This is a genomic window from Chroococcidiopsis sp. CCALA 051, assembly GCF_003015105.1.
Taxonomy (GTDB): Bacteria; Cyanobacteriota; Cyanobacteriia; order Cyanobacteriales; family Chroococcidiopsidaceae; genus Chroococcidiopsis; species Chroococcidiopsis thermalis.
The window spans coordinates 1-14,925 of the sequence record NZ_PYCI01000151.1 but is presented as its reverse complement, the minus strand read 5'-3'; the positions used below and the strand labels follow the sequence as shown (position 1 = coordinate 14,925).

Genomic DNA, 14,925 nt, shown 5'->3' with positions numbered 1-14,925 from the left:
GGGTTTCATGCCTGACTATTTGGGGAAAAATTCAACTCCTGGCTATTTTCCTCTATCCTTTACAAAATTGCACTACCAATCCGTAATCTGCTGCACGCAATTGTTATGCAACAACTATTACAAATCGATACGCTCCGCCGCAAATTCTATAATCTCGTCTGTTCTAATATCACCTGGCAACATATCAGCGTCCAGTATCATACGCAGATTACCTACACTTATTTCACCATTGTCTACATCCACAACTCTAGCAATTATCCAATAATTATATTTTGACAAAAACTTTTGATGTCGAATGCTGACCTCCGAAGCAGTTGACTTAACAATATTACCTGTTTCAAAAATTACAAGGGGGGAGATAATCTCTTCACCTTTCTGAATTTGGTATGGATAAGAGAAGGTACAACATTCATTTTTACCATCTGAAACAATTACGTCAGCTCCACCGTTATCTAGGAAAACTTCTTTTGCAAACATTGCTTAGTTATCCCATCAAGTAATTCAAATCAATGCCTTAGCAGGCAGACCAAAATCACCTCGATTTTGAGTCTAATAAGATAGTTTTTCGGTTACGCCCCACTCAGCTTAAGCTGTATAATTACTGATTGCACTGAAAGTAATATATACAACTGGCTTGTAGGAGATTATTAAATAATAACCTCTTCGTATAATACGTCATAAGATTCTATTTAAACTATTCCGCTCGCCTTCTCTATTCATTATAAAAAGCACGAGAGTTATAACATTGCAACAACAATTAGGGCGTATTGCGATCGAGATTTTTGGCTTTATAAAATGTTTCTAAACTATCGCGATCGCCAACAAATCTCCAGTGCCAGGGTTCGTAACTCACCCCTTGAGAATTATTCTTAGGAAAAGACATTTCAAAGTGAAATCGCGCTGCATTTGCCTCTAACCATTTAAAGGCTTTTGTCTTCTCAAAATTAGTATTTAAATTTGTTGCCGGGGTATTCCCATCACCAATATCTACGGCATAACCTGTATGATGCTCGCTGTAGCCTGGAGGGGCGCTGACTTCGGCACGTTTGGTTACGGATTGTCCCCGTTCTGCTTGAATATCAAAATAGATGTGCTGCTGATCTTGGGTAGAACGAAAACCGGAAATCGGCACTAAATTTATACCTGAAGCCCTAGCTGCCCGTACCATCGCCTGAAACTCCTCGGCAGCAGCTTGACGCAACCTCATGGCACTTCCTGGTAGAATTGGCACGAGTTCTGTTTCGGGGGCTTCTTGATAAGGTAAATGTCCTAAAAGGTTGTCCGAGCGAGCGGGAGAAGGATTGACTGCTACTGGTGATTGTGGTGTTGCAGGGCTAGTAGAAACAGTTGGGCTGGGAGAAACAGTAGGTGTAGGCTGAGTGACTGTATTTGGCGACGGAGCATTAAAGTACCATAAACCAGTCCCCACCGCGATCGCGCCTACAGCAATTAAGCCACCAATGAAGTAAATTGGCTTGCCACTGGAAGCACGGTTTGATGGAGTGGCAGAATTAGGAGGAACTGCATCCCGCAAAGCCTCTGGAATATCATCGGGCGATCGACGATTTGCAGAATTTGAATGTTTTTGTCGCTTTCTCGATAAGTCAGCGTTATCCACAACTCACTCCTTACAGTTCGCCCCGCCAACGTCAAGTTTACAATTGGCAATTGTAAACTTAAGACTGATTAACGGCTAAGTGTCAATTCGTTAAACTGCACTAGTCCATTATTCCCCATTCCCTACTAATTCTTTCAGAAGAATAATTTTCTTTTCGTAATGCAGCTTTTGATACTATACGCCCAATTAATTGGATTGGTTTCGTTAGGCTTTTTCGCCAGCAGCAGAATACCTCAACTCTCTCCCCATACTTTGGGACAATTTCTGTTTTGGATTGGAGTCCCGATTAGTATTGTTGCCTTCTTGCGCCAAGCCGACTTGTCAGGTGCTATTTGGATTGCGCCGATATGCGCTTGGATAGCTATTTTACTCGGAGCAGGTTTAGCGTGGGGGTGGATTAAGCTAAAAGTCAAAAGTCAAAAGTTAAAAGTCAAAAAACAAGAGCAGAGGAGTAGGGAAGCAACAATCAACAACCAACAACTACCAATTACCCATTACCCATTACCTACCCAAGGTAGTTTTCTGCTAGCTGCTATGGTAGGCAACACGGGTTATATTGGGTTTCCCGTGGCTTTGGCGGTGGTGGGAACGCAGTATTTTGGCTGGACGCTGTTTTACGATTTGTTGGGATCGACTTTGGGATCTTATGGTTTAGGTGTAGTGCTAGCGGCGCGATTTGGGAAGGGAGTTAGCGATCGCACTTCACTCATCCAGGCAATATTAATCAATCCTGCTTTGTGGAGTATGGGGTTTGGCTTGTTATTTCGTCAAGTTGCCTTACCTGCTGTCGCAGAATCAGTTTTATCCAGCTTGGGTTGGAGTGTGGTTGCTTTATCGTTGGTTCTCATCGGGATGCGCTTGCAACATCTCAAGTCTTGGCACAATCTACCCAAAGCCGCAGTTAGTTTAACAATTAAAATGCTGATCGTTCCTTTAGTTGTAGGTAGTGTCTTAACTCTATGTGGTTTTACAGGCGCGCCTCAACTAGCGATCGTTTTACAAATGGCTATGCCTCCCGCTTTTGCTACTCTCGTAATTGCGGAAGCTTACGATCTCGATCGCGATTTGGCTGTGACGGCTTTAGCACTCGGTTCTGCAAGTCTGTTGTTGACTTTACCACTGTGGTTGTGGTTGTTTGGTGTTCGTTAGAACCGGGTTATTGCAAAAGTTTTATTTTGTATGTCGCGCAAAGGCGCAAAGGCGCAAAGAAAGACGCTAGTTTTGACTTTTAACTTTTGACTTTTGACTTTGTTCATCCGGCTCGGTAAGCTTTGGGTGTCATGCCTGTGAGTTGACGAAATTGTTGGCTCAGATGGCTGTGGCTGTTGAAGCCGGATTGTAAAGCGATTTCGACTACCGATAGGTTTGTTTGTTTTAATAACTGTTTTGCTCGTTCTACTCTTTGCTGAAGTAAGTATTGATGGGGAGAAATTCCCAGAGATTGCTTGAATAGGCGGCTGAAATGAAACTGACTCATACTAAGTATTTGAGCTAAATCTGCTAGTTTAATATCTCGATCTAGATGAGCGTTGATATATTCTGAAACTTGCAATAATCTACGATCGCCTAATCCTCCCTCATAAAGTGCTACACGTGGTTGAGTTGTGGCATAGTCGCGAAGTAAATGCACTGTTAGCAGGTTTGCTAGAGATTCGATATAGAGGCGATTCACCCAAGCATCGTTTTGATGCAATGCCGATCGCAACATCATCGCTATCTGCTCGATTTGCGGGTTGCGTACCCGAAATTCCGGTATAATTTCGAGGCGATTAGGATCGATTTCGATCGCTTCTTTTGCTACCTGTTGTAAGAACTGGGGCGGGATTTGGATGTGTAAGTAGCAATCCTCGCCTTCCGAGCGATATGAAGAAGGGAGATGAGCAGGGGTGATGGAAATATCGCCTTTAGTATAGAGTCCTACATAACGGCGATCGCCCATAATTTGATGCAGGCGATTGGGTTTCGTCGCTAGACATACGGCGAGCGCGTGTTCTGGCAAGGCGAAATGCTCTATTCCTCCAGGGGGTTGCTGAAATTCTTCAACAATAATTGATTCCCAACCTAAATTTTGACTCGATGCGATCGGTAATTTGGGATCGCGTGTTGGAGTGTGTAATGCTTTCGCCATCTGTGCTTTAGCCTTCTACAAAACTGACCGCAAGATTTTGATAGTCGCGCAAGATTCAAATAGATCGAAGCTTTGAGTTTCCTTATTCTGTAATTGTAACGGTAAAGGTTACAGTATGTAACGCCAAAGCTAACTGCCTGAGTTTCATTCAAATCTTAGGAGATTGAGATGCTGCTACAAAAGTATGCAAACGGGGATAATTGTCAAGCAATCGATTTAGTAAAGTCGATAAAAAGTATTGCGATCGCCAATATTCTCAACCAGCGCGATCGCGGCTCTGTTGCTGGTTGGTTATTTCTAATTGGCTCGTTAATGTTTGTATTTGATGCCATATTAGAAATTTCTAAAGGGGTTACTTTGTCTGCTGTTTTGCATTTTTCAGCCAGCATTATATTCACGATTGGCTCAATTCTTTTTATGCCCGATCCTACTCAAAATTAATTTGACAAACTTTGATTCTACAACTTTTTCGTCTGCTCCCTGCTCCCTACTATACAGTCCTAGATATTTTGTCATGTCTTCTCATACCCTTCGCTTCAACATTCAGACTGAAATTAAGGAGTTTCTCAAACTTGCTATTCCTTTAGTCAGCGCCCAACTTGCCCAATCTGTCACGGGTTTTGCCGATACGGTCGTCATGGGTAGGTTGGGACAAGAAACTCTCGCAGCAGGCGGATTAGCCTCCATCACGTTTATGACGCTGTTAAATACCGCAACTAGCATGGTGGTAGGAGTTAGCCCGCTTGTAGCAGCAGCGTATGGTGCAGGAGATAAATCGCGAGTCACGCAGATAACGCGCCAGGGGTTATGGATATCGGTGGTTCTGGCAATTGCTCTGATGCCGATTGTCGGACATTTGGACTTGCTGATGCTTCAGCTCGGACAAACTTCTAGAACTGCTGCTTTAGCCAATGAATATTTAGATGTTGCACTTTGGGGAATATTTCCAGCTTTGGGGTTTACCGTACTCAGAAGTTTAGTAGCTGGCGTATCGCAAGCACGTCCGGTTATGGTTATTGCGATCGCTTGGACGCTGTTTGATATCGCAGGTAATTATCTCTTAGGTTTGGGTATGTTTGGTTTTCCGCGCCTGGGACTGGTGGGTTTGGCATTGACAAGCGCTCTCAGTTTTTGGGGTAGATTTTTGTCTTTAGCCGTCTACATACTCTGGCACAAGCAACTAAGAATTTACGGTATTTTTCAGGCATTACATCAAATTAAACCGCGCATTATTTGGGAACTGCTGTGGCTGGGTGCGCCGATTGGGATAGCGACAGCTATAGAATATGGGCTGTTTAATATTGTCACGTTCCTGATGGGGATGTTAGGAACTGAGATTTTGGCAGCACACCAAATCGTTTTACAAACTACAGTCGTCTTTTACATGGTTCCCTTGGGGATGTCATACGCGACAACGGTGCGAGTCGGTCAATGGCTGGGACAGCACAACTTAAAAGCAGCCAAACGAGCTGGATACGTCAGTATGGTTTTGGGTGCTGGCTCGATGACACTCATGGCGATCGCGGTGTTAATTTTTCCTCAACAAATAATAGGATTATTTATCGATCTTCGCGACCCAGCAAATGCAAACGTTTTATCAATTGCTGTCCCTATGCTGTTCGTAGCAGCTTTAGGAGAAATTGTCGATGGAGTGCAAAGAACTGCCAATGGCGTACTGCAAGGACTGCAAGATACTCGCGTCCCCATGTTACTAGGCTTTTTAGCTTATTGGGGAGCTGGTTTGACCAGTGGTTATCTACTAGGTTTCCAATTTGGTTTGGGTGGTGTAGGGTTGTGGATCGGACAGTCAATTGGACTGGCGATCGCATCTATTGCATTTATCTGGCGGTTTCGCAAATTATCCTCCCGCAAGCAATTACAATATTCTCTTTGTTCCTGTCCCCCAAATTCTTAAGCTTGTGGACAACATCCGTCCCTACGAGACTCCCGCCTCCTGATGTGATGCAGCTAGTTCCGCAATATTCATCTTTTCATAAGGCTCAAACGGTTGGTGAATCCAAGGACTATCGGGTAAATAATCGACATAATAATCTGGGACGAACGCAGAACAACCCTTGTACCACAATACGGCGGTGCGAATTTCTTCAACTTCCGTACCAAATTGCTCTTGCAACCAGGGAACAGTCTGCTGTAGCGTCACGCCAGAGTCTACCAAATCGTCAACCAAGAGGATGCGAGAACCTAATTTATCTGTTGTCATGGTTAAGTAACGGGAGACAACTAGACTACCTCTTTCTTGCTTACCTGCACCCACATAAGATGAAGTTGCTAAAATTGCTAGCGGTTGTTCGTAAATGCGGGAAAGAATGTCGCCTACCCGCAAGCCTCCCCGCGCGAGACAGACGATTTGATTGAAGTGCCACTGCGACTGATAAACCTGGACTGCCAACTTCTCAATTGTGCGGTGGTAGTCCGACCAAGAAACATAAAGATCTGACATAAGGGGTACAATTTAGCGCTAATACTAGATGGCAGAGTCATTTATTCTAAACTTTTACCATCTTGTTTATGCATAATTCCTCCCCTAATGGTGATTCTGAAGCAACATCTTTAAGTGACAAGTTAGACTTAAAAACCAAACTTGCCTATGGTGCAGGGGATTTGGGACCAGCAATTGCTGCTGGGATTGGTGGATTTTTTCTGCTGGTTTTTTTTACAAATGTGGCTGGCATTCCCGCCGGGTTAGCTGGCAGCATTTTGCTGATTGGCAAAATCTGGGATGCAGTTAATGACCCAATTGTAGGAGTGCTGACCGATAAAACTAAATCTCGCCGTTGGGGTCGGCGTTTACCTTGGTTATTTTATGGAGCCATTCCCTTTGGGATTTTCTTCTTTTTACAGTGGATTGTACCGCGCTTTAGTACCGAGCCTACCAGCCAAATGTGGAGCTTGTTTTGGTATTACGTCGTCATTGGGGTAGTGTCTCAAGTTTTTTATACTGTGGTCAATTTGCCTTATACGGCAATGACTCCAGAACTAACTCAAGATTACGACGAGCGGACGAGCTTGAATAGTTTTCGCTTTATTTTTTCCATTGGTGGCAGTATTTTTTCGCTAATTTTGGCACAAATTGTTTTTTCGACAATTAGCGATCGCCAGCAACAATTCTTCATTTTAGCAGCTATTTGCGCGGTAGTTGCAACTTTATCACTTTACTGGTGCGTTTACGGCACGCGCGATCGCCTGTTGGCATTTGAAGCCAGACGCACGGCAGTTGACGAACCCCCTGCTCTACCCATTAAAGAACAATTCAAAATTGTTTTTACCAACAAACCGTTCTTATACGTTATTGGAATTTACCTTTTTTCTTGGTTAGCAGTACAAGTTACAGCTAGTATTATTCCTTACTTTGTTGTCAACTGCTTGCAACTAAGAGAAGCACAAGTTCCTACAGTTCTCATTGCCGTACAAGGAACTGCCATTTTCATGTTAATAGTGTGGAGCCATCTAAGTAAAAAAATTGGCAAAAAAACTGTTTATTTTATGGGAATAATTTTATGGATTTTAGCTGCGATCGGACTATATTTCTTACAACCTGGACAATTAGGTTTAATGTTTGCTTTAGCAGTCATAACAGGCATGGGAGTATCTACAGCTTATCTAATTCCCTGGTCGATGATGCCGGATGTAATTGAATTAGACGAACTCAATACCGGACAGCGCCGCGAAGGAATTTTTTATGGTTTTATGGTGTTGTTGCAAAAATTCGGTTTAGCTTTCGGTTTATTTTTAGTTGGAAATGCCCTACAAGCATCTGGGTTTAGAGAAGCTGCGGCGGGACAAGAACTACCAACACAACCAGAGTCGGCATTATTTGCCATTCGTCTTGCTGCTAGTATTTTGCCTGTAATTTTTCTGATTGGTGGTTTAGTTCTAGCCTATTTCTATCCCATCACCCGCGAAATTCACGCCGAGATTTTGTTGAAATTGAAAGAGCGGAAGCAAGGTAATGGGTAATTGGTAATGGGTAATGGGTAATTGGTAATGGGTTTCAGTCTACATATCTACTCCCACTCGATAAAATTAAACTAGAGATACCAACGTAGATAGTGCTATGGAAACTCTCACACAACAAAAATGTACTGCTTGCAACAAGGATGCACCACGAGTCACCCCAGAGGAAGAGGCACAACTCAAACCGCAAATTCCTGATTGGCAGATTGTGGAAGTAGAAGGGATACCACATTTAACCCGGACTTATAAATTTCCTGATTTTCAAACTGCTTTGAATTTTACGAATCGCGTGGGTGAAATTGCTGAAGCGGAAGGACACCATCCCGCATTGCTAACCGAGTGGGGTAAGGTCAAAGTCAGTTGGTGGACTCATGCCATTTCTGGATTACACAAAAACGACTTTATTATGGCAGCTAAGACTGACGAGATTGCGGCTCAATTAAATTAAATCAAAAATCGATCGCGGTTGTGGTGCGGGCGGGTTTGTGCAGATTTTGGTTGGGAAACAGAGGTTATTGTAAAACCCGCCCCTACTATGTGCTGTGCTTTTTGTGTGGGCGGGTTTATGGATCTGTATGCCCCCCTTTTTAAGGGGGGTTGGGGGGATCTAAACTAAGGCAACCATTCGAGAACGGCTTCTTCCTTAGTATTGGTATTGCGCGAAGGGGTTTCGCGGTTGAACTTCATGTGAATCGAACGAGTTTGTTCGCCATCAGCTGCCACAGCCATAATTGGGTAGTCAATTAACCCATCTTGGAATGACATCTGGAAGCGGAATGTCCCATCTGGATTGAGTTTAATCGGACGACCACCGATAGTTACTGTTGCATCTGGTTCGGTTGCCCCGTAGACAATTAACTCAGCATCGGCAACTAACCAAAACTGACGCGGACGCATGGGAACGGCAGAAGCGGAGAAGCCTACGCCGGACATACCTACGCCAGACATGGTTAAACCAGATACGGTAGGTACTGCCCACATTCCCACGCCAGAGGGGAAGACATAAGAACTGATCGCTTGTTCTGGAACTTGCTGCATGGAACCAAACAGAGAACCCGCAACTCGCTGCGCTTCTGCACCTTGAGCCATGCCGAAAATTTCATCGTAGATTGGATTGCCAGTAGCGGCTGCACCACCAGCTGCCATTGACATACGCTTAGCAGGGGGAACCAGTTCAAATACAGTCTTACCGCGCAGATCTTCTTCCATGCTGACGGTAACGAAGTGGTCTTCAATCCAATCGCTCGGATAGACGGGGGGAACGTGGACGGTAGCGGAACGAGCTAGAACTAGAAAACGACCGTCAACGCAACGATAACCGATATCTACTGCGTAATCGCGATCGCTCACTGGGATCGGTAAATACCATTCCCGCGCTAGTTCGTCGCAAGGGTATTCTTGAATGCTGTGGGGGCTTTGAAATTCGATGTTGATATCTGTCACGTCGTAGAGGCGCAACGCCAACTGTTGTCCGCCTTGGCGACGCAGTTCTTCTCTGCGGTCGTTGGGAATATCCCAGTACGTATACGACCATTGCGGATCGCGGGGCATCAGCACAATTCGGCTTTCGCCGTAGCCTCCAGGTAAATCCGCCAAACCCTCATCCACGTCAGCTAAGGAACCACCAGTCCGGTCTTCTTGTCCCAGTTCAAATTTAGCTGCTTCCACTGTTTCTTGTGCCTCCAGATTACGCGGTTGAGTGCTAGAGAGTTTAGTACGCTCGGCTTGTTGTATTGCTGCCAATAGTTGCGACTTACGCATTCGACTGTAGCGGGAGATGCTATATTCACTAGCAACCCGACGCAACTGCCGCAGTGTCATGTCGTCTAGAGGTGGGCGTTCTTTCGCCATAGATTTGACCTCCGATATGAAGTACAAATTCGGAATTCGGAATTCGGAATTCAGAATTAGTGAAAGAGAAGCTCTCTTCTCCCTTTTCCCCGATCGCCATCTTTGCCTTGCGGCAGACAGTATTTTTTTGGGATCGCGGGGATCGCTTTGTTTACTATTTGTAGCAAAAAAACTCTTAGCAAGATCGTTGTTAAAAGACCGATTTCCATCGATCCCACGCAGGTATCGGTTTTTGGGGATCGTTATGTCATGAATTCATGACATAATATTGAAAGAGATCGCGTACTCCTTCAGTTATGTCAAATTTTAATGACATTGCGTAGCGATCGCCTTCACGTAATCGGGCAGACAGCCATAAAGATTTTTATGAGTAGGGGCGCACAGCCGTGCGCCCTACAAACGTCACATACGCGATCGAGTCCCAATACTTCCTGGTTAAGACAAGATCCCCCCTAACCCCCCTTAAAAAGGGGGGGATTTTTGCCCCCTTTTTAAGGGGGTTGGGGGATCTTCAAGATCTTTGCAGTGCTAACCGAGAAGTATTGGATCGAGTCCCTAATTCCCAAACACGTATAACCACAAAGGCAGGACGAGAAGATAGAGAATAGTAGAAAGAATAATACTGCTGGCGATCGTCGTCCGGTCGAGTTCGTACTCTTCAGCAAAAATCAGTCCGGCAAAAGCAGTTGGAACGCCAGACATCAACACCATTGCCAAACGGCGATCGCCCGATAACCCCAATACAAAAGTAGTTGCTACACCCACCAATCCGGGGATAACGATGACTCGCAATACAGCCGGAATTATCCCTTGTTGAAAGCTTTTCCATCCAGGTAGTTGAGACAACCGCATCCCAATTAGTAGAAAAGCGCAGGCGATCGCAACATCAATCGATCCCTGCAAGCCTGACTCAATTACAGGTGGGAGTGCCACATCTTGAGTAAAATAACCGATCGCAAAAGCCCAAAGAATCGGTACGGTTAAAACATCTCGAAGATGAATCCACCAGTGATGGGATTGTTCGGAACGACCGAAATAACTAGCAATGAGTACTCCAAACCCGTAAGCACCAACTATGTTATGAGTGATGCTGAAAAATACGATCCAGCTCAAGTACTCTGGATCGATAAAGGTAGGGACGATACTCAATCCTACAAAACCCGTATTTCCTAGCGCCGCAGCTAGGATAAAACTGCCTTGGTAAGATGGCTTGTCCCACGGCTGAGCTAAAAAGCCTGAGATATTGGCATTGGTCGATCGCGCAGCAAACTGCTGTAAGCTAGCTAAACATAAATAAGCGATCGCCACCCCAGTGCCAATCGCTGCTAAAGTAATCCCTGGAGCCAATCCTGCTGGCTCTGAAAAGTTGGTTTGACGCGCCAAAGCCAGGATTTCCAAAGGAATTCCCACCCAGTAGAGACCGCGCCCCAACCAATGGGGTAAAGTCTCCGGTACTAGGCGAAGCATTATTAGCCCCAAACTAGTCCACGCAATCAGGGGCAGGTAAGCATGAAATAAAGTTTCTGTCATATTGAGCTATTAGCTATTAGCTGTGAGCCGTTAGCTATTTGAGCGACGTGCGAGTGTAAACGAGAAGTGAAGCTAAACCCTAACCCCACAAGTTACAATCCTAATCGCTAATTGCCAATTACTAATCGCTAAAACTGCTATTTCAGCACCTGCATAGTCTGAATTCGCCAATTACCATTTTGGCGCACTAAGTTGTACTGCACGCGCAGCTTTTCATTATAAGAAGCAGCTCGGTTCAGGCGGTTTCTTTCGTAAACTTGGGCTACTTCTACAACTGTCGCATCTACCTGGGCGCGATCGCTGTTTTTTGGGTCATTTTTCACGCCATTGACCTGAAGGCTGTGCTTGTAGCGCCGGACGCGGCGATTGAGCAAATCGTCTTGAACGCGCTTTTGCCACTGGGATAAAGCTGGTTCGACCAAAATTTGCTTTAATTTATCTGTTGTGTGTTCCGAGCCAAAAGCGGCGGCTTTTGCCGCTAGCCAAGCTTGAACCACTGGAGCTGCTGTATCCCGATTTAACGGTTTTGGTACTGCTGGCTTTGGCTGCGGTCGAGGAATTGCTACAGGCGGTTGGTTCAACTCTACGACTAGTTGTTCTGAGACGACAGGTGGCTGTTGGGCTATGGGTGGAGTTGCGGTTCTGTGGAATAAGGCGAAGATTTGACTGGCGAGAAACCACAAGACAGCTAAACCGAGAGCCCCGCCACCTAACAGTATTGCCAAACGACCAATCTTGAGAGAACCAAAGCCGAGCGCACCACTGGGGCGATCCTTGCCATTATCATAGCTCCCTCGCCGTGGCGGACGATTTTTTGAATTGCGGCGCTGGCGAGGTGGTGTAGCTTTTTCCACCCCAGAAGTTGTCTTCGTAGCACTTGAGCTTGCCGTCACTGGCTCTGGATTGGACAACACAGCCACAGTTCCTTGAGAGGAGTTTTCATCTCCTCTGACCTCTAGCTCCCCTGCTCCCCTGCTAGTTGCGGCACTAGCTGCGATCGCCTGTCGTTGCCCATTTCTGGCTGCTACCCGCTCGTTTCCGTCCGTAGCGCGGTCTGCTGGAGCGACAAACTGGTATTCTGCGATCGCGTAGTCGGGCTGGCTTGGTAAAGCTTCTAAGTATTCTTGCACGCCAGGATCGGCAAAATAGTCTTTGAGCGAGGCAGTTCGAGTCGCCAAATCGCGAAAGTGAGGAAAGACTTCTGTTTGTAACCACGTTTCGCTATACAGACACAATCCAGGCAGAAGATCGGGCGCACCTTGAGAATTTTTGCGGATAACGGCTAGAGGTTCTTGTTCTTGACTGTGTTGAAGGGCTTCAGTTGCTTCTACTGTTTGCCCTAGTAGCAGAGAGCAGATTGCTTGTTCTAGATATAAATCTTGGCGTTTTCCCAACCGCAGCAACAGGATTTTTGCTTGGTGAATCAATGCGGGCATTCGTGCCGCAAACCCCCTGGCAATGGAGGCGTAGACAGCTAAATACGTTGCTACTGCTGAAGGACGCTGGCTTTCTGCCTCAAATAGACTTTGCTGTTCTGCGGCTGTGAGGTAGTCTCGTAGTTGTTGAATAAAGCCGAGAAAATCCTCAATACTCAGACCCGAACCATCATTGCCAGTACCTTCAATCCCTTGGCGATCGCGCAACATCTCCTGTAACAGCTGCAACCCTCGCTGCCTTTCGGCAATGTGAGATTCGGGTTGCGATACCAATTCTAAAATGCGATAGGGGCGCAGTTTCTCTAGATCGGCAGCAATTTCGGCAGCAGTATCGGGAAATAGCCTTTCTCGTTCTAACAAGCTATATCCTGCTTGGAGAGAGACAGCTGCATTTTCATACCGATCGTTCTGCCATTGTTCTCGTCCTTGTTGTAGATAAGCAAGAGCCACAGCTAGGACAATATCAGGGCGATCGCTTTGAGCGTCGCTATCTACTTCGAGATCGCTATTGCTGAGGAAAGACTGACCTAAGTTCAATACCAGTTCGCATTCTCCCGCATCTTGCAGAATTATCAGCGCTCCAATCAGCAGATCGTCGGCAATTTCAATACTGAGGCGATCGGTTTCAGGTTCAAGTTCAAAATTACGCTCGAAACTCTTAGATGGCGCGTTCGCATCTTCATCAAATTCGCCATCCGCAGCACCATTCATCACCCCACTGTTTGCTAATTCATCGGCAGAGGCACGATATTCAGCATCGTAGCGCTGTCGCTGTTGGGGATCGGACAGGACTCGATAGGCAAGAGAGATGAGTTGATTGCGAATCTCGATCGCTGTCAAAGAATACTCGCGTTGCGGCAGTTGCGCGGTGCGATCGCGGTAAGCTTGTTGCAACTGTTCCGCACTCATCGGCTGAAAAAAATTGGGTGGTAGTCCCAAAATGCGATAGTAATCTAATGGAACGCGCACAGTTAAGCTCCCCTGCACCGTGAAAAAATAAACAGTTTATTTATATCGAGATGTCAAGCGACAGCGTTTTTCCATAGCTTGGCAAAACGTGCCTATATGATAACTTGTGGATTTTAACCTCAAAGTTATTTTATCTACCAGCTTGAAGCATGGATCGTTGAGTCGTTGCGAACTGAAATTTTACTTAATAGAGGAGTGAATAGTGGCTAGTGGCTAGTGGCTAGTGCTAAATTCTTCTGTCTAGTCACCAGCCACCAGTCACTAATCACTGATAACTGATAACAGGTTATCTTAAAAAATAATTTCATATTAGCGATCGCAAAGGTATTACATAGTAATGGTTCAGGAGCGGACTTTACCCGTTTTTCACGCTGCTACAGCCCAAATCACCCGAGAACAAGGGCTAGTGCTTTACGAGGATATGGTTTTGGGGCGCATGTTTGAAGATAAATGCGCCGAAATGTATTATCGCGGTAAGATGTTTGGCTTCGTTCACCTATATAACGGTCAAGAAGCCGTCTCTTCTGGCGTAATCCAAGCAATGCGACCAGGAGAAGATTATGTTTGCAGTACTTACCGCGATCACGTCCATGCTCTAAGTGCGGGAGTCCCTGCTAAAGAAGTGTTGGCAGAGTTATTCGGTAAAGCTACAGGCTGTAGTAAAGGGCGTGGCGGTTCGATGCATATGTTTTCTGCCGAGCATCGCTTACTTGGTGGCTATGCTTTTGTCGCTGAAGGTATTCCCGTCGCTGCTGGTGCAGCATTTCAGTCTAAATATCGTCGCGAAGCGCTAGGAGATGCAACCGCTGACCAGGTGACGGCTTGCTTTTTTGGCGATGGAGCCTGCAACAACGGTCAGTTCTACGAAACGCTAAATATGGCGGCTTTGTGGAAATTACCGATTTTATTTGTCGTCGAAAATAATAAGTGGGCGATCGGGATGGCGCACGAACGGGCAACTTCCCAGCCAGAAATTTATAAAAAAGCCAGCGTGTTTGGCATGGAGGGAGTGGAAGTAGACGGAATGGACGTGCTAGCAGTTCATGCCGTAGCTAGAGAGGCAGTAGCCCGCGCCCGTGCCGGAGAAGGACCAACTCTGATTGAAGCCCTTACCTATCGTTTTCGAGGTCACTCTCTCGCCGATCCTGACGAGCTGCGTACCAAGACAGAAAAAGAGTTTTGGTTTGCTCGCGATCCAATTACGAGATTAGCAGCTTATTTAGTCGAGCAAAACCTCGCCCAGCAGGAAGAACTCAAAGCGATCGATCGCAAAATTCAGCAGACTATTGACGAAGCCGTACAATTTGCTGAAAGCAGTCCTGAACCCGATCCCAGCGAACTTTATCGCTTCATTTTTGCCGAAGACGAGTAAAACGGGAGTCGGTGAAGAGAGCTGAGGGAGCAGGAGGACAAGGGGG

14 protein-coding genes are annotated in these 14,925 nt (G+C 45.8%); 7 read left to right on the top strand and 7 right to left on the bottom strand.

From position 1 onward, the window contains the following. Positions 1–117: 117 nt before the first annotated feature. Positions 118–477, bottom strand: coding sequence for a hypothetical protein (locus tag C7Y66_RS26070; RefSeq protein ID WP_106547823.1), 360 nt, complete (start codon positions 475–477; stop codon positions 118–120). A gap of 280 nt (positions 478–757) precedes the next feature. After that, the gene (locus C7Y66_RS26065) at positions 758–1,618 is read right to left on the bottom strand and encodes a D-alanyl-D-alanine carboxypeptidase family protein (protein WP_106547822.1); all 861 of its coding nucleotides are present in this window, start codon (positions 1,616–1,618) and stop codon (positions 758–760) included. A gap of 159 nt (positions 1,619–1,777) precedes the next feature. On the opposite strand from C7Y66_RS26065, the gene C7Y66_RS26060 reads away from it, so the two are divergent. Further along, entirely contained in the window at positions 1,778–2,767 is a 990-nt protein-coding gene (locus C7Y66_RS26060) for an AEC family transporter (RefSeq protein WP_106547821.1), read from the top strand. 103 nt (positions 2,768–2,870) lie between these two features. Here C7Y66_RS26060 and C7Y66_RS26055 read toward each other — a convergent pair whose 3' ends face one another. After that, positions 2,871–3,746 carry a helix-turn-helix domain-containing protein gene (locus tag C7Y66_RS26055; RefSeq protein ID WP_106547820.1) on the bottom strand — a complete coding sequence of 292 codons (876 nt, stop codon included), beginning with the start codon at positions 3,744–3,746 and terminating at the stop codon, positions 2,871–2,873. 168 nt (positions 3,747–3,914) lie between these two features. Here C7Y66_RS26055 and C7Y66_RS26050 point away from each other — a divergent pair, with 168 nt between their 5' ends. Together C7Y66_RS26050 and C7Y66_RS26045 are read left to right on the top strand one after the other, a co-directional pair. Further along, the gene (locus C7Y66_RS26050) at positions 3,915–4,187 is read left to right on the top strand and encodes a hypothetical protein (RefSeq protein ID WP_106547819.1); all 273 of its coding nucleotides are present in this window, start codon (positions 3,915–3,917) and stop codon (positions 4,185–4,187) included. Positions 4,188–4,260: 73 nt separating this feature from the next. Further along, positions 4,261–5,661, top strand: coding sequence for an MATE family efflux transporter (locus tag C7Y66_RS26045; protein ID WP_106547818.1), 1,401 nt, complete (start codon positions 4,261–4,263; stop codon positions 5,659–5,661). Between the two features lie 21 nt (positions 5,662–5,682). On the opposite strand, the gene C7Y66_RS26040 is transcribed toward C7Y66_RS26045, so the two are convergent. Then, positions 5,683–6,207, bottom strand: coding sequence for a phosphoribosyltransferase (locus tag C7Y66_RS26040; RefSeq protein WP_106547817.1), 525 nt, complete (start codon positions 6,205–6,207; stop codon positions 5,683–5,685). A 68-nt stretch (positions 6,208–6,275) separates the two neighbouring features. Here C7Y66_RS26040 and C7Y66_RS26035 point away from each other — a divergent pair, with 68 nt between their 5' ends. Further along, positions 6,276–7,724 (top strand): MFS transporter, encoded by a 1,449-nt coding sequence (locus C7Y66_RS26035; RefSeq protein WP_106547816.1) that lies wholly within the window; start codon positions 6,276–6,278, stop codon positions 7,722–7,724. Between the two features lie 97 nt (positions 7,725–7,821). Further along, positions 7,822–8,169 (top strand): 4a-hydroxytetrahydrobiopterin dehydratase, encoded by a 348-nt coding sequence (locus C7Y66_RS26030; protein ID WP_106547815.1) that lies wholly within the window; start codon positions 7,822–7,824, stop codon positions 8,167–8,169. Between the two features lie 164 nt (positions 8,170–8,333). Here C7Y66_RS26030 and C7Y66_RS26025 read toward each other — a convergent pair whose 3' ends face one another. Beyond that, positions 8,334–9,572: a DUF4912 domain-containing protein gene (locus C7Y66_RS26025; protein WP_106547814.1), complete on the bottom strand. Its 1,239-nt coding sequence runs from the start codon at positions 9,570–9,572 to the stop codon at positions 8,334–8,336. A 309-nt stretch (positions 9,573–9,881) separates the two neighbouring features. Here C7Y66_RS26025 and C7Y66_RS32665 point away from each other — a divergent pair, with 309 nt between their 5' ends. After that, positions 9,882–10,028 carry a hypothetical protein gene (locus C7Y66_RS32665; protein WP_233222855.1) on the top strand — a complete coding sequence of 49 codons (147 nt, stop codon included), beginning with the start codon at positions 9,882–9,884 and terminating at the stop codon, positions 10,026–10,028. Positions 10,029–10,127: 99 nt separating this feature from the next. On the opposite strand, the gene C7Y66_RS26020 is transcribed toward C7Y66_RS32665, so the two are convergent. Both C7Y66_RS26020 and C7Y66_RS26015 read right to left on the bottom strand, forming a co-directional pair. Further along, complete coding sequence (locus C7Y66_RS26020; RefSeq protein ID WP_106547813.1) at positions 10,128–11,102, bottom strand: AEC family transporter; 975 nt, start codon at positions 11,100–11,102, stop codon at positions 10,128–10,130. Between the two features lie 137 nt (positions 11,103–11,239). After that, positions 11,240–13,507 (bottom strand): IMS domain-containing protein, encoded by a 2,268-nt coding sequence (locus C7Y66_RS26015; RefSeq protein ID WP_106547824.1) that lies wholly within the window; start codon positions 13,505–13,507, stop codon positions 11,240–11,242. A 337-nt stretch (positions 13,508–13,844) separates the two neighbouring features. Here C7Y66_RS26015 and pdhA point away from each other — a divergent pair, with 337 nt between their 5' ends. Beyond that, a complete protein-coding gene (pdhA, locus tag C7Y66_RS26010; protein ID WP_015153409.1) occupies positions 13,845–14,879 on the top strand; it encodes a pyruvate dehydrogenase (acetyl-transferring) E1 component subunit alpha in 1,035 nt (344 codons plus the stop codon). The last annotated feature ends 46 nt before the right edge of the window (positions 14,880–14,925 follow it).